The 24,657-nt window shown below is 40.4% G+C and carries 27 protein-coding genes; 1 reads left to right on the top strand and 26 read right to left on the bottom strand.

What is annotated here, in order from left to right; genetic code table 11:
- Positions 1-8: 8 nt before the first annotated feature.
- The 9 genes from panC to BMX30_RS10060 form a co-directional block, all read right to left on the bottom strand.
- Positions 9-857: a pantoate--beta-alanine ligase gene (panC, locus tag BMX30_RS10020; protein WP_090744512.1), complete on the bottom strand. Its 849-nt coding sequence runs from the start codon at positions 855-857 to the stop codon at positions 9-11.
- Positions 854-1,690 (bottom strand): 3-methyl-2-oxobutanoate hydroxymethyltransferase, encoded by an 837-nt coding sequence (gene panB / locus BMX30_RS10025; RefSeq protein WP_090744516.1) that lies wholly within the window; start codon positions 1,688-1,690, stop codon positions 854-856. Before panB ends, panC begins: the two co-directional genes overlap by 4 nt.
- A gap of 248 nt (positions 1,691-1,938) precedes the next feature.
- Positions 1,939-2,922, bottom strand: a complete 984-nt coding sequence (locus tag BMX30_RS10030; protein WP_090744520.1) for a biotin--[acetyl-CoA-carboxylase] ligase — start codon at positions 2,920-2,922, stop codon at positions 1,939-1,941.
- Positions 2,895-4,103, bottom strand: coding sequence for a CCA tRNA nucleotidyltransferase (locus tag BMX30_RS10035; RefSeq protein WP_090744522.1), 1,209 nt, complete (start codon positions 4,101-4,103; stop codon positions 2,895-2,897). Before BMX30_RS10035 ends, BMX30_RS10030 begins: the two co-directional genes overlap by 28 nt.
- Positions 4,103-5,239 (bottom strand): N-acetyl-alpha-D-glucosaminyl L-malate synthase BshA, encoded by a 1,137-nt coding sequence (gene bshA / locus BMX30_RS10040; RefSeq protein WP_090744525.1) that lies wholly within the window; start codon positions 5,237-5,239, stop codon positions 4,103-4,105. The genes BMX30_RS10035 and bshA overlap by 1 nt, the downstream gene beginning before the upstream one ends.
- Positions 5,227-5,949 carry a bacillithiol biosynthesis deacetylase BshB1 gene (gene bshB1, locus BMX30_RS10045; protein WP_090744528.1) on the bottom strand — a complete coding sequence of 241 codons (723 nt, stop codon included), beginning with the start codon at positions 5,947-5,949 and terminating at the stop codon, positions 5,227-5,229. The genes bshA and bshB1 overlap by 13 nt, the downstream gene beginning before the upstream one ends.
- The gene (mgsA, locus tag BMX30_RS10050) at positions 5,936-6,361 is read right to left on the bottom strand and encodes a methylglyoxal synthase (RefSeq protein WP_090744530.1); all 426 of its coding nucleotides are present in this window, start codon (positions 6,359-6,361) and stop codon (positions 5,936-5,938) included. The genes bshB1 and mgsA overlap by 14 nt, the downstream gene beginning before the upstream one ends.
- Before the next feature lie 12 nt (positions 6,362-6,373).
- A complete protein-coding gene (dapB, locus tag BMX30_RS10055) occupies positions 6,374-7,174 on the bottom strand; it encodes a 4-hydroxy-tetrahydrodipicolinate reductase (protein WP_090744533.1) in 801 nt (266 codons plus the stop codon).
- 11 nt (positions 7,175-7,185) lie between these two features.
- On the bottom strand, positions 7,186-7,488 hold the full coding sequence (locus BMX30_RS10060; protein WP_170843848.1) for a nucleotide pyrophosphohydrolase: 303 nt from the start codon (positions 7,486-7,488) through the stop codon (positions 7,186-7,188).
- A 300-nt stretch (positions 7,489-7,788) separates the two neighbouring features.
- Here BMX30_RS10060 and BMX30_RS10065 point away from each other — a divergent pair, with 300 nt between their 5' ends.
- Positions 7,789-8,661, top strand: a complete 873-nt coding sequence (locus BMX30_RS10065) for a YitT family protein (protein WP_090744538.1) — start codon at positions 7,789-7,791, stop codon at positions 8,659-8,661.
- A gap of 646 nt (positions 8,662-9,307) precedes the next feature.
- Here BMX30_RS10065 and BMX30_RS10070 read toward each other — a convergent pair.
- From BMX30_RS10070 to ndk, 17 genes are all read right to left on the bottom strand, one after another.
- Positions 9,308-9,985 (bottom strand): zinc metallopeptidase, encoded by a 678-nt coding sequence (locus BMX30_RS10070; protein WP_090744540.1) that lies wholly within the window; start codon positions 9,983-9,985, stop codon positions 9,308-9,310.
- Positions 9,986-10,048: 63 nt separating this feature from the next.
- The gene (ypjB, locus tag BMX30_RS10075; RefSeq protein ID WP_090744543.1) at positions 10,049-10,849 is read right to left on the bottom strand and encodes a sporulation protein YpjB; all 801 of its coding nucleotides are present in this window, start codon (positions 10,847-10,849) and stop codon (positions 10,049-10,051) included.
- 224 nt (positions 10,850-11,073) lie between these two features.
- A complete protein-coding gene (gene lhaT, locus BMX30_RS10080) occupies positions 11,074-11,694 on the bottom strand; it encodes a lipoprotein heptaprenylglyceryl N-acetyltransferase LhaT (protein WP_425283749.1) in 621 nt (206 codons plus the stop codon).
- A 174-nt stretch (positions 11,695-11,868) separates the two neighbouring features.
- Positions 11,869-12,624, bottom strand: coding sequence for a menaquinol-cytochrome c reductase cytochrome b/c subunit (locus BMX30_RS10085; RefSeq protein WP_090744545.1), 756 nt, complete (start codon positions 12,622-12,624; stop codon positions 11,869-11,871).
- A gap of 80 nt (positions 12,625-12,704) precedes the next feature.
- The gene (gene qcrB, locus BMX30_RS10090) at positions 12,705-13,379 is read right to left on the bottom strand and encodes a menaquinol-cytochrome c reductase cytochrome b subunit (RefSeq protein ID WP_090744548.1); all 675 of its coding nucleotides are present in this window, start codon (positions 13,377-13,379) and stop codon (positions 12,705-12,707) included.
- Positions 13,380-13,382: 3 nt separating this feature from the next.
- Complete coding sequence (locus BMX30_RS10095; protein ID WP_090744551.1) at positions 13,383-13,886, bottom strand: QcrA and Rieske domain-containing protein; 504 nt, start codon at positions 13,884-13,886, stop codon at positions 13,383-13,385.
- Positions 13,887-14,047: 161 nt separating this feature from the next.
- A complete protein-coding gene (locus BMX30_RS10100) occupies positions 14,048-14,509 on the bottom strand; it encodes a DUF2487 family protein (RefSeq protein WP_090744554.1) in 462 nt (153 codons plus the stop codon).
- Positions 14,510-14,792: 283 nt separating this feature from the next.
- Positions 14,793-15,341, bottom strand: a complete 549-nt coding sequence (locus BMX30_RS10105; protein ID WP_090744556.1) for a ReoY family proteolytic degradation factor — start codon at positions 15,339-15,341, stop codon at positions 14,793-14,795.
- 78 nt (positions 15,342-15,419) lie between these two features.
- Positions 15,420-16,643 (bottom strand): tetratricopeptide repeat protein, encoded by a 1,224-nt coding sequence (locus BMX30_RS10110; protein ID WP_425283750.1) that lies wholly within the window; start codon positions 16,641-16,643, stop codon positions 15,420-15,422.
- A gap of 15 nt (positions 16,644-16,658) precedes the next feature.
- Complete coding sequence (locus tag BMX30_RS10115) at positions 16,659-17,552, bottom strand: hypothetical protein (protein ID WP_090744562.1); 894 nt, start codon at positions 17,550-17,552, stop codon at positions 16,659-16,661.
- A 130-nt stretch (positions 17,553-17,682) separates the two neighbouring features.
- Complete coding sequence (gene aroA, locus BMX30_RS10120) at positions 17,683-18,972, bottom strand: 3-phosphoshikimate 1-carboxyvinyltransferase (RefSeq protein ID WP_090744564.1); 1,290 nt, start codon at positions 18,970-18,972, stop codon at positions 17,683-17,685.
- 43 nt (positions 18,973-19,015) lie between these two features.
- Positions 19,016-20,119, bottom strand: coding sequence for a prephenate dehydrogenase (locus BMX30_RS10125; RefSeq protein ID WP_090744566.1), 1,104 nt, complete (start codon positions 20,117-20,119; stop codon positions 19,016-19,018).
- A gap of 15 nt (positions 20,120-20,134) precedes the next feature.
- Entirely contained in the window at positions 20,135-21,235 is a 1,101-nt protein-coding gene (gene hisC / locus BMX30_RS10130) for a histidinol-phosphate transaminase (protein WP_090744569.1), read from the bottom strand.
- A 128-nt stretch (positions 21,236-21,363) separates the two neighbouring features.
- A complete protein-coding gene (gene aroH, locus BMX30_RS10135; RefSeq protein WP_090744572.1) occupies positions 21,364-21,729 on the bottom strand; it encodes a chorismate mutase in 366 nt (121 codons plus the stop codon).
- Positions 21,730-22,818 carry a 3-dehydroquinate synthase gene (gene aroB, locus BMX30_RS10140; RefSeq protein ID WP_090744574.1) on the bottom strand — a complete coding sequence of 363 codons (1,089 nt, stop codon included), beginning with the start codon at positions 22,816-22,818 and terminating at the stop codon, positions 21,730-21,732.
- The gene (gene aroC / locus BMX30_RS10145; protein ID WP_090744577.1) at positions 22,819-23,991 is read right to left on the bottom strand and encodes a chorismate synthase; all 1,173 of its coding nucleotides are present in this window, start codon (positions 23,989-23,991) and stop codon (positions 22,819-22,821) included.
- A 136-nt stretch (positions 23,992-24,127) separates the two neighbouring features.
- Positions 24,128-24,574, bottom strand: a complete 447-nt coding sequence (gene ndk, locus BMX30_RS10150) for a nucleoside-diphosphate kinase (protein ID WP_090744580.1) — start codon at positions 24,572-24,574, stop codon at positions 24,128-24,130.
- Positions 24,575-24,657 lie beyond the last annotated feature (83 nt).

Raw genomic sequence — 24,657 nt, forward strand, 5'->3', positions numbered from 1 at the left:
TTCCTCCATTATACGATTTCTAAGATTAAATTATCAATTAAACGTGCTTTTGAAAACTTTACAGCTAAAGCTAAAATCACTTTTCCGGCGATGATATTTAATGGTTTTAATTCTGGATAAGAATAGATTTCCACATAATCAATCTTGGCATCACAACGCATCTCTATAAAGGCTTTGACCATGTCAATAACCTTCTCAGGGTCTCTTTCTCCCTGTTCAATCTCTTCTTTTGCATAAAGTAAGCTTTGATATAGTTCCTTTGCCTGATCCCTTTCAATGGATAGCAAGTTCACGTTTCGAGAACTTTTTGCCAACCCGTCTAATTCCCTAACAGTCGGAACTGGGACTAGCTCAATCGGAAAATTAAAATCCTTAATTAAACCATCTACAACAGCAACTTGTTGGGCATCCTTTAACCCTAAGTAAACCCTGTCTGGCATAATCAAATGAAATAATTTCGTTAACACAGTTGCCACCCCATCAAAATGGCCCGGTCGTGATTTGCCGCATAACACATCTGTCCGATCCTCGACCGACACCTTAACAGATGAGTGCTTTGGATACATCTCTTGAACCGTAGGATAGAAGATAAAGTCTGCTCCTTCTTCTTTGGCAACCATTCGGTCATGTTCAAAATCACGAGGATAAGCCTCGAGATCTTCTCCTGGGCCAAACTGAAGTGGATTCACAAAAATGCTAAGCACAAGAACATCATTCTCTTTTCTTGCTTGTTTCATTAAAGCCTTGTGTCCTTCATGAAGATAGCCCATTGTCGGGACGAAGCCGATTTTGTTTCCGCTAGATTTTAATCTAAGGATTTTTTTTTGCATCTCTTCAATCGAATGGATTACGTTCATACTTTTCCTCCGTACAGACTTAGCAGCTCTTCTTCCTTCATCGTAAAGCTATGTTTATCGTCTGGAAATTGACGATTTCTCACATCACAAGCATAAGCGTCTAAAGCTCTAGCTATCTGTTCATTTACATTTGTATATGTTTTTACGAACTTTGGCACCCGTCCTACTCCATAAGTAAGGATGTCATGATATACAAGGACTTGCCCATCTGTATCGACACCCGCGCCAATTCCGATTGTTGGAATGGATAGTATATTAGAAATTTCCTCAGCAAGCTGCTTAGGAACACATTCGAGTACAAGAGCAAACGCACCGGCTTCTTGGCACTTCTTAGCGTCCTCAATCAATTTTCTTGCTGACTCTGCATTCTTCCCTTGAACTTTGTACCCACCCAAAACAGCAGCCGATTGCGGTGTTAAACCTAAGTGACCTACGACAGGAATTCCAGCTGTCACAAGCGCTTTAATATGATTGATTACGTCGCCTCCACCTTCAACCTTTACGGCATGAGCACCCGTTTCCTGGATGAGTCTAGCACCATTAATAAGCGAGTCCTTTACGGAGAGGTGATAGGTCATAAAAGGCATATCTACCACTATAAAAGTATTAACTGCCCCTCTTTTTACTGCTTTAGCATGATGGATCATATCCTCCATTGTAACGGGAACAGTAGAATCATAGCCTAGCACAACCATTCCAAGAGAATCACCGACAAGAATCATGTCAACTTCAGCAGCTTCTGCCTGCTTTGCTGCAGGGTAATCATAAGCCGTAACCATCACAATTTTACTTTTACTTTCTTTCATTTTCAAAAAATCAGTTGTTTGTTTCATTTCCATTCCTCCTTTTTTACAGGAGAGGTGATAAAACAATTCATCATGATGGTAACAAAAAAGGATCCCTCTTAAACGTCAGAAGGATCCCGTTACATTCATTCATGTTTCATCCCTCTGTCCCGGTCCGGTTTCGGATCTAGGCAGAACCATTTTATATTCACCATTTTTTACACTAGGTGCAGTTCTATCGATACCGCCCAAAAGAATTATAACAAAATTCTAAAATTTATGCTACTATCCATTTCTTACTCATTAATAATAATATCTGCCGAATAGACATGACGAATTTCCCCATCTTCTTGCTGTATTTTCAAGACGCCATCCTCTGTAATCCCTAAAGCTTTGCCCGCAATGTCTCCCGTTACTGTTCTTGCGATGATTTCTTTTCCAATACTAAGGGCATAACCTTCCCAAAGTAATTTAATTGGATAAAAACCGTCTTTTAAGTAGGTTAAATAGAGCTTCTCTAATCTTGCAAAAACAGCTTGCATAAGTCCTGCTCTCGAAATAACTTGTCCTGTTTCTACGGACAAAGAAGTAGCCGTATGTAAGATATCTTCTGGGAAATCTTCTAGTTTCTGATTCACATTAATGCCTATCCCGATGATAATAGCATTGATTCGATCTGCATCTGCTTGCAACTCTGTCAAAATTCCTGTTACTTTTTTGCCGTCAATTAAGATATCATTTGGCCATTTGATTTGCGGGAGTAAACCTGTAACATCCTCGATTGCTTGTACGACAGCAACAGCGGTCACCAATGTGAGCTGGGGAGCTTTATGCATCGGCAGATTCGGCTTTAGAATGATGCTCATCCAAATCCCCGTGTATTTAGGAGAATGCCATCTTCTATCTAATCTCCCTCTTCCAAGCGTTTGCTCTTCAGCAACGACGACCGTTCCCTCCACTGCGCCATCAGTTGCTAAGCGATGCGCAATTTTTTGAGTCGAATCTACCTTTTCTTCATAATGAATGGACCGGCCCATAAACTCCGTTTTTAATCCAAAGCTAATTTCATCCGCTGTTACATTCTCAGGTGCATGGACAATCTTATAACCCTTTTTTTTGACGGCTTCAAACAAAAACCCTTCTTTTCGAAGTTCCTCTATATGTTTCCATATGGCTGTCCTTGAGCAGCCCGCTGTCTCAGCAAGATATTGACCTGAGAGATATTCTTGACCCGCATTTGTAAATGCTTCTATCAATCTTTTTCTAATTTCCGATTGCAATTGACTAGCCACTCCCTTATGTTCGCTCTCTCATTAACTAACTCTCCTTTAATGACCTTTTCCTCAATCAATTGGAGGTAGTCCTTAACCCATGGCCCCGGTTTCCGATTAAACCATGATAACAAATCGGTTCCAGTCATATCTAATTCTGTTCGATTTTTAATCGGTAAACACTCAAACAGCTTAACTAAATCTGCGTTCAAGACTGGCTCAATTCCTAAACTACTTTGAATAAGCTTTTCTGCTGACAGCATAACTTCTTTGCCGGCTCTATAAACGTCCATAGCCGTCCATTGGTTATGTAAACGAAACCGAAACCAATGTAATGTTTTCAACACTTCCTTGATTTGTTTAACAGGTAGCTTCCAATCCCTTAGAAACCGACCTGATTCTTGTTCATTCAAATGCAATTGGTAGACTAGAAGGGTCCACATTTCAACCCTTGAAAGAGTCGAAAGACTGCAATGAATCATTCTATGTAGGCTCGTTCCACTACCTTTAAGACCTGGTAGGAATTTATAAAGACTTGTTTGCACCAAGATAGATAAAGCTTCCGTTCGAGATGGACCTTCTAGGAGTTTTTCAAATTCAGCTAGCTTTCTCTCGACAGCTATTTTCTCAAGCAAATGGGGCATTGTCGATAATGCTGACAACGTATTCGTTTCAATGGTGAACCCAAGTTGACTAACAAATCGTACGGCCCTCATCATCCGCAAAGCATCCTCCCCAAATCGCTCCGCTGCCTCGCCAACTGTCACAATTTGCTTTGTTCGGATTGCTTCTTGACCATTAAACGGGTCAATCAATCCTCCAGCTCGGTCCATAGCTATCGCATTCATTGTAAAGTCGCGGCGTTTCAAGTCCTCTGTTAATGATCGAATAAATTCTACTTTGTCAGGCCTTCGAAAATCGCTATATTCAGATTCAGCTCGAAATGTCGTAATTTCGTAAGGAATCCCTTTGTAGATAACAAGAATCGTTCCATGCTCAATTCCGATGTCTGCCGTCTGTGGAAAAATTGTTTTTAATTCTTCGGGTAATGCGGACGTTGCAATATCTACGTCTGAAATTTCACGTCCAAGCAATGAATCACGAACAGAGCCTCCAACAAAATACGCTTCATAACCCGAATTCTCTATCCTTTCTAGTAAAGGGATTGCTTTCTTGAATGGAGGTAACATTAGCTTTTCACCTGACTTAGTACCTGCTTATACAGATTTTCGTATTCGCCAACTATCTTCTCTGCACTAAATTTCTCTCTAGCCGTCCTTACTGCGTTTCTAACAAAAGCCTCATATAGAGCAGGATCACCTAAAAGATCTATAGCCTTTCTCGCAACTGACTGAATATCCCCTAAGTCACAAATATAGCCATTCTCCCCATCCATTATCACCTCTGGAATACCACCCGTATCGGTTCCAATACATGGAACACCACAGGCCATCGCTTCAAGCGCAACCAAACCGAAGCTTTCTTTCTCTGAGAGAAGGAGCATGACATCACTAATTGCATAAAGTTCTTCCAAATTTTCCTGTTTACCAAGAAATAGGACCTTATCGCGGATTCCTAATTGATTAACGAGATTTGAAACGACTTTCATTTCAGGGCCATCTCCTACAAGAAGTAGCTTTGCTGGTATTTCAGAAGCAATTCGAGCAAAAGATTTAACGACATCGGGAACGCGTTTAACAGGACGGAAATTGGACACATGGATGATTACCTTTTCGGATGGCTCTATTCGATAATCTCTTCTCAAATCACTAGACCCATATTGGTAAACACGGTCATCGACAAAATTATAAATGCATTGTATTGCTTTCTCTGGTTTGATCAAATCGTACGTCTGAGCAACTAAAGAGTTGGAAACAGCGGTGACTGCGTCTGACTTTTCAATCCCAAAACGAATAGCATCACTTAATGAAGAATCATACCCAAGTACAGTGATATCTGTCCCATGGAGGGTTGTGACAATTTTCAAGTCACGTCCGCTCATTTCCCTAGCAAGAATCGCACAAACGGCATGGGGGATGGCGTAGTGAACATGAAGCAAATCAAGATTCTCGCGAACCGCCACTTCAGCTATTTTGCTCGCAAGCGCTATGTCATATGGAGCGTACTGAAAGACAGAGTATTGATTCACTTCTACCTGATGATAGTAGATGTTATGGTACATTTTATTTAAACGGAAAGGCAGACTTGAGGTGATGAAATGGATTTCATGTCCCCTTTCTGCTAAAAGCTTTCCTAATTCGGTTGCAACAATCCCTGAACCACCTACGGTTGGATAGCAGGTGATACCAATTTTTAATTTTTCCATGAGCTTTCTCCTAACAAATCGCGTATAACTAGTGGGGATTTAGACATAAATCCTTCTGCATAAGTTACACCTGCGTCCTTCCCAAACAATCTTTCCCTTGCCTCGACACTTTCAATGTAACCATTAACAAGCGGAGTTTCATAACTGGTGTGTGTTTTTATAAACTGACTTTCATATGCTTGCAGAGAACGCTTCTTTGCCTCCATATACGAACTAATATCAATAACAAAATCAGGCTTGTGAAAACCGTTGATCATATAAAAGTAAAGAGACTGTACTCGGTGTGGCATAAGCCCGTCTCCAGTATCATAATTTTTAATCCCTGCCGAAAAAGCCGCCTCTTCGACAAGACGAGCACAATTCCCATGATCCGGATGACGGTCTTCATGGTAAGGCGCAAACAGTAGTCTCGGGCGATATTTACGAATCGCCCTTACTATTTTTTTTATGTATTCTTCCTTCATGTATAAACCTCTATCTGGTAGATCCAACGTCTCCCTAACAACCACGCCTAATATTTCCGCAGCCTTCTCAGCTTCCTGAAGACGAAGCTCTACCGTTCCATTTGAGGACAATTCTGCTTTTGTTAAATCGCAAATACCAATTTTCTTTCCTTCTGAAGCATATTTTGCAATTGTCCCACCCATACCGATTTCAACATCATCAGAATGAGCACCTATTGCAAGAATATCTAGGTTAGTTATTTCCATTCTCTTGGTCACTGCTCTCTTTCACAATATATCTCCAGTCTAAATCACCACGCTCTAATCCTCTTACTAAGATCTCTGCTGTCCCCATATTGGTTGCCAGTGGGATGGCGTAGACATCACATAACCTCACGAGGGCCGTAACATCGGGTTCATGGGGTTGCGCAGTTAGCGGATCTCTAAAGAAGAAAATCGCATCCATTTCATTTTTGGCAATCTTAGCACCGATTTCTTGGTCTCCACCTAGGGGACCAGATTGAAAGCGGTGAACAGGAAGCTCAGTCGCTTCCATGATTCTCAAACCGGTTGTACCCGTAGCAAAAAGTGTATGCTTTTCAAAAATTGGCTTATAGGCGACTGCAAATCGCACAAGGTCATCTTTTTTCTTATCATGAGCTATCAATGCAATATTCATCGTTATAGGCTCCTATCCAATTATATTTTCCAAACCATACACAAAATGGTCATTTTCCATCACCGTATCAACTGCGAGTTTCACTCCAGACATAAACGAAGCCCGATTATACGAATCATGACGGATGGATAAAGTTTGACCATCAGAACCAAACATCACTTGTTGATGAGCAATGAGACCTGGTAATCTTACAGAGTGAATATGCATTCCATCAAAATTAGCCCCTCTAGCTCCAGGAATCGTCTCTTTCTCATTTTTATGTCCTTGTTGTTTCGCTTCACGTACAGTAGAAATCATCTCAGCCGTTTTTACCGCTGTACCTGATGGAGCATCCAACTTCTGGTCATGATGTAGTTCAATGATTTCAACATCATTAAAATACTTTGCCGCCATTTGTGAAAATTTCATCATAAGTACCGCTCCCACAGCAAAGTTTGGTGCGATGATACAACCGCGCCCAGTTTGTTCACAAAGGGCATCTAATTTTCTTAAATCGCCACTAGAAAACCCTGTCGTTCCTACAACTGGTCGAACACCGTATTCTAACGCGGTGACAGTATGTTCCATTCCAACCTCAGGTGTAGTCAGGTCAATCAAAACATCCGGTTGCTGCTCTTTAAAGCATTGATGAATATCTGTATAAACCAGGGCATCCCCTTTCGTAAAGCCTTCTAATTCAACCAGTTTCATGCCTTCATGCTTATAATCTAACACGCCGACTAGTTCATAGTTTTCTGTTTCTAAAACAAGGTTTACGGCTTCTTTCCCCATGCGACCTCTTGGACCAGCTACGACAATTTTCACTTTTTCCATACTAATTCTCCTCACTCTTCATTAAGTCTTGTCCATCTATCTTTATCCCTAGTATTAAACTTGAGCATCACTGAATCATGTGCTTCTTGTAAATCAATATTTAAGGAATTAGCAAAGCAAATTAGGACGAAAAGCATATCACCCAGTTCTTCTTCAACAGTCTTTTCTTCCTCACTTGCCTTTTTAGGCTTCTCTCCGTAATAATGGTTTACTTCCCTAGCCAGTTCACCTAATTCTTCAGTCATTCTCGCCACCAACGCAAGAGGACTAAAATAACCTTCTTTAAATTGACCTATGTATGTATCGACTTCCATTTGTAAATCTTTGATTGACTTTTGCTCACTCAATTACTTCTCCTCCCTTCTTGTTTTTGCCTCTGTACTAGTTGTTAATTCCCGTTCCAATCAACGGTATACGCACTCAACAACTTCCTATATCATAGCTTATTACTTCGAGGATCTTCTATCTCTACTTGATGTTAGCCTACAAGGTAAGGTTTGACAAATATTTTAGCTAAATAAGGCGATACTGTAAAAGATTGCCCTTATGATAGATATTTTATATAATTAGTAACGCTTCACGCAAACTTCATAATTAGGCGGTGAGAAACCAGTTTGTTTTCAGAATTAAAATTAAAGAATATATTTTTTATTTTACTTGGATCAGCCATCTTTTCTTTTGGTATTGTTCACTTTAATATGCAAAATAATTTAGCAGAAGGGGGCTTTACAGGGATTACCCTTCTCCTTTACTTCGTTTTCAGTTGGGATCCCGCAATCACAAATTTAATTCTTAATATCCCACTGTTTTTTATTGGTTGGAAGTTATTAGGTCGTAGTGTTTTTTTATATACGATTATCGGTACATTTGCCGTGTCCCTCTTTTTAGCCATCTTTCAAAGATACCAGATTGAGATGCCTTTATATGAGGATCTTTTTCTAGCTGCGTTGTTCGCTGGTGTTTTTATTGGGATTGGTCTTGGAATTATCTTTCGCTTTGGAGGCACAACCGGAGGAGTCGATATTATTGCCAGGCTAGCGCAAAAGTATGTTGGATGGTCGATGGGGCGAACCATGTTCATGTTCGATTTCTGTGTTATTACGATTTCACTCATTACATACTTGAATTATCGAGAAGCCATGTATACACTTGTTGTCGTTTTTATAGGGGCAAGAGTTATTGACTTTATGCAAGAAGGGGCTTATTCGGCTAGAGGCGCGATGATAATTTCTGATAAAAATGAAGAAATTGCCGATCGAATCTTAAAAGAAATGGATAGAGGGGCCACACTATTAAAGGCGGTAGGCTCTTACACAAAACAAGAACGCGATGTCCTATACTGTGTCGTTGGAAAAAATGAGATCGTCCGGTTAAAGGGGGTTATTAACTCCGTTGACCCTCATGCGTTTGTTTCAGTTACAATTGTTCATGATGTTTTAGGAGAAGGATTTACACTTGATGAAAATAAAATCCCCATCCAAAGATAGAAAAAAGAGCTGCGAATTTGCATAACGGGTTCCGTTTCCTGTCTAAACCTGAAAATGCAATCGAAAATGTAGCCCAATTTGTCCTGCCTTTTGTATCTGTTTTTTTACTAAAAAATAAAATGGCTCAGTTCATTAACTGAGCCATTTTAAATATCCATGTTTAGCTGCCTGAATTACTCGATAATAGAGGATGGTTCCGTGATTATCCGCTCTTATTGATTGGGGACAGTTTTGTTTGATAAATAAGCGGAGAAATTCCGGTTATTTTGGAAAAAGCACTAAAATTAGCTTAAATAGACGGAGAAATTCCGACTATTTACTCGAAAAAAGTGAAAACGGGTAATTTTTCTTTACTTAAGCGGAAAAACTCCGCTTATTTACCCCATAATGTAGTTATTTTGCAAAATAACCGGAAAAACTCCGCTTATTTTTTATAAGATAAATTATATATCAATTTGCGGATGAAATTGTAGAGGTACAACAGCCCTTGTATACGAATTTTTTAGTAATTTCATCAAACATGTACTTTATACCTATAAAAAATGAGTGTCAATTTCATATACAAATTGGCACTCATTTTAAATTATATTTTTATTGTTTGTGATAGGAAACGGAACCCGTTAGGATTTGCAGCTCTTTCTCTAACTTAGTCATCATTATTCATCCCAGTATAAATTAAAACGAGACGCACTAGTTCCATTACCGCAACCGCTGCAGCAGCAACATAGGTAAGAGCAGCAGCGTCGAGAACCTTCTTCGTTTCACGTTCTTCATCATTTCTGATAATCCCCGCACTTACTACTTGTTCCATCGCACGGTTTGAAGCATTAAACTCGACAGGTAGAGTAACCAGCTGGAAAACAACACCCGCTGCCATAAAAATAATCCCTAATAAAAGCATATTGCTCATTTGAGCAAAAATCCCTATTAGGATGAAAATCCAAGAAAAATTGGATCCTAGGTTTGCTACTGGTACTAAGGCATGACGGAATCGTAAAAACGAATAGTCTTCCTGATCTTGAATCGCATGACCAACCTCGTGGGATGCAATCGCAGCAGCAGCTACAGAATGACCGTGATAATTGTCAGAGGATAGACGGACTGTCTTTGAACGTGGGTCATAATGGTCACTTAAAACCCCTCTCGTTTCTTCAACCCCTACATGGTAGAGTCCGTTATCATCCAAAATCTTTCTTGCAACTTCTGCCCCGCGCATACGAGAGGAAGAAGGAACCTGAGAGTATTTCTTGAATGCGCTTTTCACCCGCATCTGCGCCCAAATCGGAACTAAAATAAGAATCGCAAAATAAATTAATATGCTCAACCGCAAAGCCCTCCTAAAAAAATCTAGCTGTTACTACTATTTTATTCATGAATAGAAAGGGTGTCAATTTTTTCTCTCTTTTAAACGATTTTTACGCCTTTCGAGATCCGCTCGATACTTTTGCCAGCCAACATAGGATAATGTCAGAATTATAATGCTCCCTGTAGAAATAATAACCCACCAAAGGGAGGGGTCTGCCTCATCTTCAGACATATCGTCAAAAATCTTCCTTAAATCGGCTTCAAGGGCATCCAATTCCACCTGGCTTGCTGTTTTCGATAAAACCTCAGGGCGATAATGATCAATATAGTTTACTCGAGCATTAATTTGTTGAATCGTTTCAGGAGTGACATCAATCTTAAGACTTGGATAAATGACATGGTAAAGGGACAAAAAAGAATCTAGATTCGAATGAAAATCCTCATTGTCCCCATTATAGACTGCGTCTTTCATGCCATTGAACACAGTCATGATTGGCTCCTCCATTTCTGTCCAAAGTGGTTGATGGATTGACTGAAGAGCATCAATTACAAGCCGAAATCTTGTAACCTTATGCAACCGTTCCTCATGTCCCATAGTTGAACTACCGGTGGCTTCAAGCGCTTCATCATGAGCAGTAGTTACAATCCTAAGCTCGTCCATTGAGAAAAAATATGCCTCTCCGGTAACTTTAATAAACTCCCCCTCAAAATGTTCAAGCATTTTTCTAGCGTCTTCATAACGATAAATCTTTACCATCTGAAGGGCTTCATCAGAAATGTTATCGAGCCTTTTTATGGAAGGTTCTATATCAGCGTATGCAACCACTGGTGTTAAAAGCAGTAGCAAAGAAAGGAGTAATGCGATAATTTTACTTGGTTTCATTCCTGTCCCCCCTTAAATACTAAAATGTATGAGAGAGTGGACAAGGATAGACCTTTTATTTATACTCTTTCTTCAACTTATTGCTTTCGAACATTAAATAGAAAATGATGCTATGTTTTTCGATAAATAGCTATAGAGTTAAGCGAAATAGCTACAGACTGAATATAAACGCATCTGATAGCTTTTCTCCGCTAAAATCGAGTTTAACAATAAAACTTACTCCTTTATTTATGTAAATTGCTACTCCTAGGATTGATTTCTAATATATAGCGGTTTTTACGCAAGCCAAAGTAATAGGCTATTCCGATGGATAGTAAGCTTAGCCAGAAAGTGAAATACCCAATCTCATTTTGGTATAGATGTAACTGTTGATACCATGGCATCATCATAAAAACATAATCTATGATTTCGTTATGTAAAGCCACAATCGCAGCTACAACCAAATGCCAAACCTTAAAGCGATAAAATGGTGCATATAACAGACCTTGGACCGCCATGGCCAAATGGGATCCCATCAACATATATCCGCTCCAGTGTAGGTCTCCTGTTACAATGAGGACAAGGAGATTCATAATAACCGCCCAGATTCCGTATTTAAACAAGGTCACAATCGCCAGCGCTTCCATTAGCGGCCAGTTTTTTTTAAGCAAGAAAGCCATTAAGACAAACACAAAAAATAGACTCGCAGTAGGACTGTCTGGAACAAAAGGTAAGAATATTGCAGGAGTTTCAACTAGTTGAGGACCGTACCACATATATCCGTAAATCGTTCCAAAAAGATTGATAATGAACAACATCCATATAAATTGCTTGTTTTGTAACATAGAATAAAGCCATGTAATCATTAAACACACTTCTTTCTTCTTTTAATACGTAATCTTCTAAAAAGAGGGAATTCACCCTTTTCTATTATACTTTATTAAAAGGCTAGGTTAAACAGGTTGGTTTTCTCTTTAAGTACGGCGTTATTTAACAAGCAAAAAAAAGCTAACGGGAATTTCCCGTCAGCCTATGTTTTACTATTCCAATTCAGCAATAAATTCAGACATGATTTGCAATTCTTCGTCAGTACCCTTGAAGATACCAGCTGGCATATCTCCTTGACCATTTACAGCAATATCAGAGATTTCTTCAGCCGTAAGTCCCGTACCCACTAAACTTGGGCCACTCGCGCCACCAAGCTCTCCTCCATGACAGCTAAGACAAGTGTTTGCTTCAGCAATTTGGTAACCATCAGATGCTTTATCAATCTCAACATCCGAAATTGCCCCCATCTTTTCCTTAGCTTCCCAATCCGTTTGAACAACAGATTCCCATGTTAGGTAAAAAACAGAAGCTATAGCTAGAAGCATAAAGCCAGTAGCTAACGGACGCTTAGATGGACGGCGTTCAGGTCCACGATCGATGAATGGAGCAAGCATTAAAGCTCCAAACGCTAATCCCGGTATAACTAGAGCACCTACAACAGTATACGGACCCGCTGCAAAAGAATACTTCAGTAATTGGTATAAGAATAAGAAATACCAGTCAGGCAGCGGAATATATGCTGTATCCGTTGGATCCGCAACCCTCTCAAGCGGCGGTTGATGTGCTGCAGTCAGAACTAGGAACCCTACGAGGAAAACGGCACCAACAAGCCATTCTTTTAAAAGAAAGTTAGGCCAGAATGCTTCTGTTTTGCCTGGGTATTCCGAATAATCTTTAGGAATAAAAGGCTTCCTTTCGGCAGACACACGCGAGTCGCCTACAAACTTCATCCCTTTACCACGATGCATCGAGCAATCCCCTCCTTTTTCCGTGAAGTTGAACAGACCTTACATATAATCCGTACAACATTTTTTTCTTTCTGATGAACTTACAACGGTCCTGAAATACCTTGTTTTCGTAACATAATGAAGTGTGCTGCCATTAGGCCAAACAATGCAGCAGGTAAGAAGAATACATGAATCGCAAAGAAGCGAGTCAGAGTCTGAGCACCGACAATATCAGCACTACCAGCCATTAGCGTCTTTAAGTATGGTCCTAATAATGGCACTGCTTCAACAATCTGCAAGGTAACCTTTGTAGCAAATAGGGCTTTCATATCCCATGGTAATAGATATCCTGTAAGACCAAGACCTAGCATTACGAAGAAAATCAATACCCCTACAACCCAATTCAATTCACGAGGCTTTTTATAAGCTCCCTGGAAGAATACACGCAATGTATGTAAGAACATCATGACGATTACTAAGCTTGCTCCCCAGTGATGCATGCCACGGACTATTTGTCCAAAAGCCACTTCATTTTGAAGATAATAAACAGATTCCCATGCATTTTTAATATCCGGAACGTAATACATCGTTAAAAACATTCCTGATAAAATCTGAATGACAGTGATAAAGAAAGTCAAACCGCCAAAACAGTAAACAAATGCGGAAAAGTGATGCGCCGGATTAACATGCTCCGGAACTTCATGGTCAGCAATATCACGCCAAAGCGGCGTAATATCTAAACGTTCATCTACCCAATCGTAAATCTTGTTTAACAATTATTACGCCCCCTTCGGTTGTGCTTTCCCTAAATAAAGGATGCCGTCCTTTTCCTCATAAGGATAGACATCAAGCGGTGCCAACGGCGGTGTGCCTGGAACGTTTGTACCATCCTTTTCATAGAGACCATAATGGCATGGACAGAAGAACATATTTTGATTCTTCTCGTCTGCATTCCAGTCTACTGTACAGCCTAAATGCTTACACACTGGTGAAAGGGCTACAATCTCTCCGTCTTCTGTCTTGTATACCCATGCCGTTCCAGTAACCTCAGACTCATACCATCCATCTTTTTGATCGAATTTAAAATCAATCCTTTGCGGCTCGGTTGTAATATCCGCCACCTTTAGCTTTGTGGCAATGAAATCTCCACCTGCATTGGCTTTTAGGACAGGATCAATCGCAAAACGCGCCATTGGCATCACCATTCCAGCAGCCATGAAACCGCCTACACCTAACAGTGTATAGTTTAAGAATTGTCGTCTTGAAACGCGATTCTCACTCATGCTTTTCCCCCCTCTGTTTCCCCAATTTTACGTACTTCGAACATAATTTGTACACACAATTAAGACTAGGACATAATCATGATATATCAATCTCTTTATAAAATCAATATAATACTATGGTAAAAACATTTTTATCAGTGATAAATATTACAGGCTGTCCATTATTCATCCTCGCGCCATTTTTGAATGAACAAATTCATTAACTGACGTACTTGATCCTCCATTACAGATTGCTTTGTTTTTTCATCCATTTGCTGAAGTGGAAGTGTCGGTAACCATAAGAGGGTCCCTTTTAAATGTCCCTCATCCTGTTTCCAATCAAAATCGGAAGTAACAGCAAATACATGCTTGAATTGCTTGTCCAACAATTCTGTTTCCCACCTCTTCAATTGTTCCAATGATTCAGACCGGGACTCTTTCAAATAAGAAAGTCCGGGAATCAGGAGGATTCTGCCCTGCAGCTGTCTTTCAAGCTGACTTGTTAAAAGCGTCGTAAATTCCGTCATTGCCGCAGAATCCTTCATCCCCTCCTTGAAGGAAACCGGTAGCAACGGAATGACAGCCGTGTCCACATACTCTGGTGTTTTTTCAAAAACTCCAATATCAGTAGGTACCCATTTCATTTCATTCAACTCCGTCTAGTTGTATTCCTATTTATTCTACCATTTCATGGAGTGTATGCCCAGAAAAAGCCAAAGAACAAAAGCGCAAGCGCCTTGATCAGCCCCGACAGGCATAAGACGAGCCGTCAATAAGGTTGTTTTTTAACCTTCTTGACGGCTTGGCTTATGACCCGAGGGGCTAGGCGCTGGAGCTGGATACAGAAAACGAACACAATTATCCACACCCTTAAACTTTTATAAATTCCTTAACAAACAAAAAGCTTGCTTTTAATAAGCAAGCCGTTCATTGACCAGTTCCTAGTTGCTTTAATTTTTCTGTTAGACGCACGAAGGCTTCCTTGTCCTGCCTATCTAAGGCTTCATCGATTAATTTTGTAAGTTTATCTTTTTGAAACCGATAAAGACTATCGACAAGAAAGCGTTCAGCAATCAACCGATCCTTTTCACTGATTTGTAATCGTTTAGGCATAAATGGATTTTCCTCAAGAACCGCGGCAAATTGAGGAGCCTTATTGGCTGAGTGAAAATTTAATTGGATATAAATTTCCTCATCACGATTTAAGCGAATATCATGAAACGACTTTTCAGCATCGGTGGTCATGATATTTTCTTTATAGAATCGAAATGGAACCTCATCAATGCAATGGGTGGACATTACAAGTCCTCGAGGACAGAACTGGGCATTTTCAACAAAATGGACTTTCTCCATCAATTGGTCATGACTCATTAAATAATTGAGAATCCATACGCATTCCCGCCTCTTTAACTGGTAATGATTCAAGAACCAACGGATAAAGTCTTTCTTCTCGTTGACAGAAACAGGGGTTGTCATTTGTGAATCCCTCCTCTGTATACATGGTCAGTTTTTTTGTGATTAATACTCTTCGGTTAACCGCTCAAGAAGCTCCTGTTACTCTTCGTTCATCGGATCAATCTTAATGAGTATAGTTAAAATTTCGGCGGCCTCGGCTATTTTTCCTTCTTCAATTAAAAAATAACCATAATCTGAAAGAAATTCTTTGTTGTCTTTAAAGAAAGTATATGCATGCTGATATTTGTTTAATGCCTGTGAATATTGCTCAAGATGCTGTGAGGCTACTGCAGCATCCCATAAAAGTTGAGGCTCTTCTTCATCCTTCATGTCCGTGTTTGAAATTAAATCTAAAACATCTTCATATCGCTCCAGTTTTAGAAGTAATTTGTTTAGAACAAGCGCTCCTTCTGTAAAGCCAGGGTCAAGCGCTAACGCCTCACGCAATAAGCTCTCTGCCTCTTCGACAAGGTCAAGTTTTAAGGCAATCTTTCCACCATAGAAAAATAAGTCCTTATTGAAGTCATCTTGCTTAATCCCCTGTTTAATCGTTTCATAAGCCTCTTCCAACATCTCTTCATGTTCATATGCATGGGAAAGGTGTAAGTATAAAGAATGATATTCAGGGTCAAGAACTTTTAACTCTTCAAATTTATCAATAGCCGTTTTATTTTTACCAGCCTGCAAAGCTGTAAAAGCATAACCGAATAAGGTGTTGATCTCTAGACGCTCCCCTAGCGCTTTCTCATAGTAAAGAAGCGCTTCCTCAAAGGATCCCCCTGCACTATAAGCTTCAGCTAGTCGCTGATTCAAGCTTACTCCTCCCACTTCATTTCTTTCATGAGCAACCCTTTCATAGTATTGAATCGCATCTGTAAAGCGTCCCTGATGAGCATATAATTCTCCTAGTGCAAAGTCGATGATTGACTCATTAGGAAGCAATTGTTTTGCTCGAAGAAGCTTTTGCTCACTTACTTCGAATAAGCCATTCATCTGGTATAAATCGGCCATCAATAGCAAAGCCTGAGGGTATTGAGGGTCATTCTCCCCTACTTTTTCAAGGATAAGCGTCGCTTTCTCCTCTTCCCCTAACTCAAGCTCTGTTTCCGCCAGGAGAACAAGAAGCTCTCCCTCAGTAGGGTAATTGAGTAAGAGAGATTCTAGAAGATTCTTTGTCTCTTCAAGGAAACCAAAGCGGAAAAGCTCTTCTGCTAGTAAAAACTTTTCTTCATCACTGCCATTGGTTAAAATCTGCGCATAACCAGACATCGCTTCATTTACTTCTCCGTTTTCTAATAAACCACTAATTGCCTCAATATTCATGTTCATCCTTCCAATCTATGTCGGGGATTGATAGAAAGAGGGCGTTTTTATTTCCACATATTCCCCAAACCCAGGCCGATAAATCATCTTCTTCCCGGCACGAATCACTTTTCCTTTATGCATTGTGATTAACAGTTTTGAGTCATGCTGCATAAATAACTCGCTTTCTATCATTTTAACAGTTCCACTGTCTTTTAAATAGAAATTGTAACTTACTTCCCCTCCATCATGCAAATTTGATTTCATTGGAAAGATGCCTATTTTCTCTACTTGATTCCTACTTAGTGGGGTTAACTCCTGAACTGGGTCTATTAGGCTGGGTAAATTCGTGTTTTTCATTATATTTGTCCATGTCTTTCTAACTTTTTTCTCTGTTGATTGAAATATCGGGATGAGCGGACTATTATATGGGAACATCGCTTGTTTTACCCAACCCCAAGGAACTTCGTTAAGCTCAGAAATGCTATTGACTTCAACAAAGATGGCAGGGATTTTCGCCCTTTTACACTGCATTAAGAAACTCTGGTTTAATAGTTTAACTGGTATTCTGACCCCAAGGACGTAGTCAAGCGGACAATCAAGCAATTGAGAATGGACTTTTTTTAGTTGGTGAGGAAATTCTCTTTCTCTATTAACGCGGATACTAGTTATAACCGTTGTACTGCCCTTCTCTATGAATTTCTCCAAATAGTAAGCCTTCCGTTTCTCAAATGGTTGAGATAAGGGTAGATCAAAATCCAAGAGAACATGAGTAGGAGTCATAATGTAATCGTCCGCATCCATTCGGAGATGCTTGTACATATTTAAGGTTGCCCTCGTTGACTTAACTCGATCACCCTCAATTAAAAGACTTAAATCTTTTAGCCTTTCTCCTTTGAGAATATGAGCATTGTCAATAATATAAGCCATAAAACCACTCCTTAACGGTCTTATGACAAGCTATGAAAAAGGAGAAGGAATTATGCATAAGGAGTAATGTAGGAATTAAAAGAACCTCTCCTTTAGTATTAGGGGAGGTTCTTTGACAATTTTAATTTTTTTAAAACAAGGAATGTAAATCATTAAAGAAGTCAGGGTATGAAACAGCCACTGCCTCACTGTCCTCAAGATATACTTCATCACTGCATATCAAGGCCGCGACAGCTAACATCATACCAATTCGATGGTCACCGTGGCTGGCTACGGTCCCGCCACTCAACCTACTAGAATTCCCATAGATGATCATTCCATCGTCGGTCGCCTCTATGTTGGCTCCTAGCTTTTTTAACTCATTCACTACAGTATCAATTCGATTGGTTTCTTTCACCTTTAATTCTGCCGCATCCTTGATGACTGTCTTTCCTTCTGCTTGGGTAGCTAGGAGGGCAATGATTGGTATTTCATCAATGAGCCTAGGAATTAGATCACCCGAAATAACCGTTCCCTTTAAGGATGAAGTTCCAATAGTAATGTTACCAGCAGGCTCATTTCCCGCGGAGTCGTATGCCTCAATCGTAACATCAGCGCCCATCTTTTTGAGCACATCTAATATCCCTGTTCGTGTAGGGTTCAATCCGACATTTTTCAACGTAATCTGACTTCCAGCAACAATTGCGCCTGCAACGAGGAAGAAGGCTGCCGAGGAGATATCTCCAGGAACATCCACATGAGTACCCTTCAGCTCTTGTCCACCGTTAACGGAGATTGCCATCCCTTCTGAATGAACCTCTCCACCAAACATTCGAATCATTCGTTCTGTATGGTCCCTGGTCTTTTCAGGTTCAATAACTGTCGTTACTCCGTTCGCCTGTAAACCTGCTAATAGGATTGCTGACTTCACCTGAGCACTTGCGACAGGGAGCTCATATTCTATTCCCGTAAGCTCTCCTCCTGATAAAGATAAAGGAGTATATTCGCCATTCTTTCTACCTGATATTTTAGCTCCCATCTTAGCAAGCGGAGAAGTAACCCGTGTCATCGGTCGCTTGCCTATTGATTGGTCTCCTATCAATACAGTATGGAATGGTCTTCCAGACAGGATACCCATTAAGAGTCGTATTGTGGTACCCGAGTTCCCCACATCAAGAACATCCTTAGGCTCTTGAAGTCCGTCAAGCCCCTTGCCTTCTACCTTAACTCGACTTCCTTCCTGCTCAATGTCCACTCCTAATTTACGAAAACAGGCAATGGTACTCAAGCAGTCTTCACCAGGAAGAAAATTTTCCACTGTCGTTACTCCAGAAGCGATGGAGCCAAACATCACTGCTCGGTGGGAAATCGACTTATCTCCCGGTACTTTTACCGTCCCAACAAGGGATGATTTATTGGATATCAGCTTTTTGGCTTCCATATCTAACTCCTTTATTTTAATAAATGATAAAGCGGCTCCCTTTTTAACCCATAGAGGTCTCAAAGTTAGTATTTACTTGAATACATACCTCTGCCCGTGCTCGATCTTCCTCGCTTTGAAAACTAATAACAAGGACGCCATATACATCTTCCCTAGTTTCAAGAATACGGATATTCGTAATATTAATTTCATCTTTAGCAAGATGACCCGTGATTTCCGAAATGCTACCTGGATAATCGGGGACATCTACAAATAAATCATAAAAGGCCGGAATTGCCCCCTTCTCTTTACTTGGAAGTCCATCACGATAATTTTTCGCCTCATCAAAATAACGATAGATTTCGCTAGCATCACTTGATTCTAGGAGCGTTATGACCTTTTGCATCTCATTTTCCCAACCTAGTAATAACTCTAGAATCACCGTTCGATTATGAAGTAAAATATCCCGCCACATCGCAGGGCTACTTGATGCAATTCTTGTAATATCTCTAAATCCACCGGCAGCAAGTCTACTAACAAGGGCTGAGTGATCTTCTGCTGCAGCCGCTTGATGGACAAGCGAAGCGGCAATCAAATGGGGAAAATGACTAATGACTCCAGTCAGGTAATCATGTTCTTCCGGGGATACTATCAAAAATTTTGCTTTTGTTCCCACAAGCCAGGCTTTTAATGTTTCAATCTCTTTCGGGTTTGTTTCTTGCCTAGGGGTAAATAAATAAAAGGCATTTTCAAAGAGTATCTTTTTAGCAGCTGTTACTCCACTTTTATGAGAACCAGCCATTGGATGACCGCCAATGAAGCAAGTACCCTTCTCTATTAGGCTTCTCGCCTTGTCTGTAATGGTGGTTTTTGTGCTACCTGTATCTGTTACAATCACGTTGTCCTTTAAAGGTAATTCAGCCAGCTGCTCCAATATTTGCTCTGTCACCGTAACGGGAGTAGAAATAATAATAAGGTCTGCATCCCTTGCTCCTGCCTCAAGACTTCGAACGCTTTCATCAATGACACCCATCATCTTCGCTAATTTTGCCTGCTCTTCATTTATGTCATACCCACATACAATAACCTCTTTATGCTCCTCTTTAATGCATAAAGCCAGAGATCCACCAATCAACCCTAAACCAATGACAAACACGCGGCCTTCCACAGTATCACCTCACTTTTACGCTAAAGTTGCTTTCGCAGCGAGAAACTCTTTCATCTTGCTAATCACACCTTCATTTTGTTCCCTAGAACCAACTGTGACCCTGACAAAAGTAGGGAATCCGAGTGGAACACCGGAACGGACAATGTAGCCTCTTTCCATTAAGAATTGGAAGACCTCATTTCCATCACAAGCAAAGTCAATAAGAATAAAATTCCCTTGGGAACGATAATAGCTTAATTGATGCTCTTCACAAAATTGGTAGAATTGCTCTAATCCTTTTATATTTGCTTCCCTGCAGCGGGTAACAAAGTCCTGATCCTTTATCGCTTCTATTGCGGCCGCTTGCGCTAAAGCATTTACGTTGAAAGGCGGTCTTGCAGGATCAAGTACATTAATAATAGCTTCATTCGCTATTCCGTATCCGACCCTCAGGCTCGCTAGACCATATATTTTAGAAAATGTCCGTAGGACAATCATATTCTCATATTCTCTCACAAGAGCTAGCGCATCATAGTAATCCTCTGCATATACATATTCAAAATAGGCCTCGTCCAAAACTACTAGTATATCCTTCGGAACCTTTGATATAAAAGCAACGATTTCATCACGGTTTATGTAAACCCCTGTCGGATTATTAGGGGAACAGAGCCAAACCACGCTCGTATTCTCGTCAATGGCAGCTAGCATAGCTGGTAGGTTATGCGCCCCATCTACTAGTGGAATTTCCCTGATTTCACTACCTTCAATTACCGCATTATGCTTGTATTGTGAGAAGGTACCCTCAGCCATTACAGTGTTTGTTCCACTATGAAGGAGTGCTCTTGAGATGATTTGAATTAACTCATCCGATCCATCCCCAAAGATTAACTGCTCTACTCTGACTTGTAAATGAGAGGCGACAGCTTCCCGCAATTTTGTTGCATAACCGTCAGGGTATAAGGATAATAAACTAGAAAAATCCCGTATGGCCCCCGCGGCTTTTGGAGAACAGCCAAAAGGATTTTCATTCGAAGCCAGTTTAACAATTTCCTCTAGATTATACTGTTTTTTTACTTCTTCAATTGTCCTTCCTGGCTGATATGGTTTTAGTGATAATAATGGTTGTTTCCATTTCATAAATTTTTTCACCTCAATTAAACTCTTGTTCCATTTTTTAAGGCTATGTTAAACAAGGTTGTTGATTTTTGTTCCAATCAACAAAGTAAAATCAACAACTTACTTTAACACAGCCATTTTTAACAATCCTAGGATTTGAAAAGATCTGGACGAAGCACCTTGGCTCCTTCTAGATAAATATGTTTGATACCCTCTTGCCGTACGTCTGTATTTACATGAAACATAAGTCTTATACACTTTTGAAGTGATCCTGGCACAGGGATTTCTTGCATACACATAACCGGAACAAATGTCCAACCATCGATTTGACGAAGAGCCTTGGCAGGAAATCCAGAGGTTAGATCATGAGTAACTGAAATAAATACGGAAGACACGGACTCAGCAGTTATTCCATTTTCTCGGATAACCTCCCTGGCTAATCTTTCAGTTGCCGAAATAATCTCTTCTTCATTATCTATTTGAACGGTAATCGCTCCTCTTATCCCTCTTATCACTTATAGCCCCCCTGTTTTTATGAAAATTCCCAGGTTTTCTAACAGAAAATCATCGCCCAGTTCCCTAACATATGGCTGACCAACTTCACTTAATAAAACATAGTGAATTGTCTGTCCAAATGATTTTTTATCCTGTTTCATTCTTTCAAGCAGTTTTGAAACAGATAGCCCCTTAGGTAGATTTGTTTGGTACCCTAGATGTTTGACCCACTGAATAAATTCCCTACGATTAAAATCAAACTTATGGAATCTCTCACTCAGTTGTAGCGCAAACACCATTCCGATTGTTACAGCTTCTCCATGGGTAATTGCTCCATAGCCCATTTCAGCTTCGATGGCATGACCTAATGTATGACCAAAGTTGAGATGCGCGCGGATACCAGATTCTTTTTCATCTACTTCAACAACTCCAGCCTTCACTTGAATACCCTTAGTCAAAAATTCTACCATCGATGGTGCTGGAATATCTTCAAGTCTCGTGATGTTTTCGACCAACCAATTATAAAAACTTGAATCACTTATGAGTGCATGTTTTATAACCTCGGCAAAACCCGATCTTAATTCAGCTGGAGGAAGAGACGTTAAAAAATGCAAGTCATAAAATACGGCAACTGGCTGATAAAAAGCCCCAATCATGTTCTTCCCAAGTGGGTGATTGATTGCCACCTTTCCACCTACCGCACTATCGTGTGCAAGGATGGTTGTCGGAATTTGGATAAATGGAATTCCCCTCATAAAGCTTGCAGCGACAAATCCTGCTAAGTCTCCGACAGCGCCGCCACCAAAAGACAAAATAATTGATTTTCTGTCAAGTCTCTTTTCAAGCGCATAGCTTAAGCAATCGTAATAGACGTCAAAGGTCTTCGCTTTCTCTCCAGCTGGAACGATTTTCGTGTGGACAGTATCCAACCCAAGTTCCTGGATTAAATCTTTTAAATACAAAGCACCGACAGTTTCATCAGTTATAATCAAAACCGATGTCAGCTTAGGGAACTGACTTTGTAGAAATGATTGTAATTTTCCAATTACACCAAAGCCAACATGTACCGGGTACACTTGTTCTCCTGCTTTAATCGAGATGGTTTCCATTTAGAATTCCCTCGCATAACGACGCTGTTCATCAATTGCCATTTGCAGACTGTCAAGGCGATCCGCAGAGAATTGGTCAACAATGGCAGCCGCAAGCTCCCATGCAATTACACTTTCTGCTACTACAGCGGCAGCTGGAACAGCACAGCTGTCTGACCTCTCAATACTTGCAGCGAATGCTTCTTTTGTTTCAATATCGACACTCTGTAACGGCTTATAGAGTGTTGGGATTGGTTTCATCACACCTCTAACTACAATTGGCATACCAGTTGTCATTCCACCTTCAAACCCACCAAGGCGGTTTGATTTTCGGTAATAACCTTTTTCTGGATCCCAGCCAATTTCATCATGAACTTCACTACCAGGTTTCCTTGCTGCTTCAAAGCCGATACCAAATTCAACCCCTTTGAAGGCATTAATACTGACCATTGCCCCTGCAAGTTTTGAATCAAGTTTACGGTCATAATGTACGTAGCTGCCAACACCAGCTGGCATTCCTTCGACAATCACTTCGACAATTCCACCAATAGAATCGCCATTTTTCTTTGCTTGATCGATGGCATCCATCATTTTCTGCTCTGCATTTGAGTCAAAGCAGCGGACTGGGGAGGCTTCGGTTTTTTCTTTCAACTCCGCCAATGAGGTGTATGGTAGCTTTTCAGCTTGTACGCCACCAATTTCTAACACATGACAAGCAATCTCAATCCCCAAGAGCGATAAAAGCTTTTTGGCCGCCGCTCCAGCCGCAACTCTAACAGTTGTTTCTCGTGCAGATGATCTCTCAAGAACGTTTCTCATGTCACGATGCCCATATTTTAATGCGCCATTTAGGTCCGCATGTCCAGGTCGTGCTCGGGTAATTTTTCTCTTTACGTCTTCTGATGCTTCTGAATCCAAAGGCGCCTGCCCCATAATCTTAGTCCAATGTGTCCAGTCCTTATTTTCAACCACAAGAGCAACTGGAGAACCAAGAGTATAACCATGACGGATTCCTCCCATGATTTGAACGGCATCTTTTTCAATTTGCATCCTTCTACCACGCCCATATCCTTTTTGGCGTCTAGCAAGCTCTGTATTAATATCTTCTTCTGTTAATGGGACCCCAGCTGGTAAGCCTTCGATAATCGTTGTTAGCTGTGGACCGTGGGATTCCCCGGCTGTCAAATATCTCATATTCTTTCCCCCTTCAACTCATTAAAGGATTATGTACCAATATAACATACACGTTTAAATAAAAATAGCAAAAATTTAAAAAATAAGATAGCAAAAAGAAAAAGACATCTGCTGACAGCAGATGTCTACTTCCTTTTTAATAAATCCATTCATTCATGAGTTTATTGTATTCTACTAATTCTTCCTCTTTAAAGAACAAACCGATTTCTCGGACAGCGCTTTCAGGAGAGTCAGATCCGTGAATGATGTTTTTACCCACAGTTAGACCGAAGTCACCCCGGATTGTCCCTGCTACAGCATCCTTTGGATTTGTTGAACCCATCATTTGGCGTGCAGTTGCAATTACATTTTCTCCCTGCCATACCATAGCAAACACTGGGCTAGAAGTAATGAAACCAACAAGTTCACCAAAGAATGGACGTTCTTTATGCTCACCATAGTGCTCTTCAGCCAGTTCTGTTGGGATATTCATAAGCTTTGCCCCAACAAGTTGGAACCCCTTTTTTTCAAAACGGGAAACGATTTCACCGATTACATTCCGTTGTACCCCGTCAGGTTTAACCATAAGAAACGTTTTTTCCATGAAACTCCACTCCTAAAAGATCATATGTATAGTAGGTTGATATCAACAACCATCTAAAATAGTAACATTTTTTTGAAAAATTA

Source organism: Mesobacillus persicus (assembly GCF_900109925.1).
In the GTDB taxonomy this organism is placed as follows: Bacteria; Bacillota; Bacilli; order Bacillales; family Cytobacillaceae; genus Mesobacillus_B; species Mesobacillus_B persicus.

Excerpts from the sequence above, each read along its gene's own strand:
- ndk (WP_090744580.1), bottom strand. The coding sequence starts at position 24,574 with ATGGAAAAAACGTTTCTTATGGTTAAACCTGACGGGGTACAACGGAAT.
- bshB1 (WP_090744528.1), bottom strand. The coding sequence starts at position 5,949 with ATGGAAATAACTAACCTAGATATTCTTGCAATAGGTGCTCATTCTGAT.
- BMX30_RS10115 (WP_090744562.1), bottom strand. The coding sequence starts at position 17,552 with ATGGCTTATATTATTGACAATGCTCATATTCTCAAAGGAGAAAGGCTA.
- lhaT (WP_425283749.1), bottom strand. The coding sequence starts at position 11,694 with ATGATTACATGGCTTTATTCTATGTTACAAAACAAGCAATTTATATGG.
- BMX30_RS10100 (WP_090744554.1), bottom strand. The coding sequence starts at position 14,509 with ATGAAATGGGTACCTACTGATATTGGAGTTTTTGAAAAAACACCAGAG.
- BMX30_RS10095 (WP_090744551.1), bottom strand. The coding sequence starts at position 13,886 with ATGAGTGAGAATCGCGTTTCAAGACGACAATTCTTAAACTATACACTG.
- panC (WP_090744512.1), bottom strand. The coding sequence starts at position 857 with ATGAACGTAATCCATTCGATTGAAGAGATGCAAAAAAAAATCCTTAGA.
- hisC (WP_090744569.1), bottom strand. The coding sequence starts at position 21,235 with ATGAAATGGAAACAACCATTATTATCACTAAAACCATATCAGCCAGGA.
- bshA (WP_090744525.1), bottom strand. The coding sequence starts at position 5,239 with ATGGAAAAATTAAAAATTGGTATCACCTGCTATCCAACCGTAGGTGGT.
- BMX30_RS10110 (WP_425283750.1), bottom strand. The coding sequence starts at position 16,643 with ATGAATATTGAGGCAATTAGTGGTTTATTAGAAAACGGAGAAGTAAAT.
- aroB (WP_090744574.1), bottom strand. The coding sequence starts at position 22,818 with ATGGAAACCATCTCGATTAAAGCAGGAGAACAAGTGTACCCGGTACAT.
- aroA (WP_090744564.1), bottom strand. The coding sequence starts at position 18,972 with ATGGAAGCCAAAAAGCTGATATCCAATAAATCATCCCTTGTTGGGACG.
- mgsA (WP_090744530.1), bottom strand. The coding sequence starts at position 6,361 with ATGAATATTGCATTGATAGCTCATGATAAGAAAAAAGATGACCTTGTG.
- aroC (WP_090744577.1), bottom strand. The coding sequence starts at position 23,991 with ATGAGATATTTGACAGCCGGGGAATCCCACGGTCCACAGCTAACAACG.
- dapB (WP_090744533.1), bottom strand. The coding sequence starts at position 7,174 with ATGGAAAAAGTGAAAATTGTCGTAGCTGGTCCAAGAGGTCGCATGGGG.
- BMX30_RS10105 (WP_090744556.1), bottom strand. The coding sequence starts at position 15,341 with ATGACAACCCCTGTTTCTGTCAACGAGAAGAAAGACTTTATCCGTTGG.
- BMX30_RS10060 (WP_170843848.1), bottom strand. The coding sequence starts at position 7,488 with ATGGAAGTCGATACATACATAGGTCAATTTAAAGAAGGTTATTTTAGT.
- BMX30_RS10035 (WP_090744522.1), bottom strand. The coding sequence starts at position 4,103 with ATGTTACCTCCATTCAAGAAAGCAATCCCTTTACTAGAAAGGATAGAG.
- panB (WP_090744516.1), bottom strand. The coding sequence starts at position 1,690 with ATGAAACAAACAACTGATTTTTTGAAAATGAAAGAAAGTAAAAGTAAA.
- BMX30_RS10085 (WP_090744545.1), bottom strand. The coding sequence starts at position 12,624 with ATGCATCGTGGTAAAGGGATGAAGTTTGTAGGCGACTCGCGTGTGTCT.
- ypjB (WP_090744543.1), bottom strand. The coding sequence starts at position 10,849 with ATGAAACCAAGTAAAATTATCGCATTACTCCTTTCTTTGCTACTGCTT.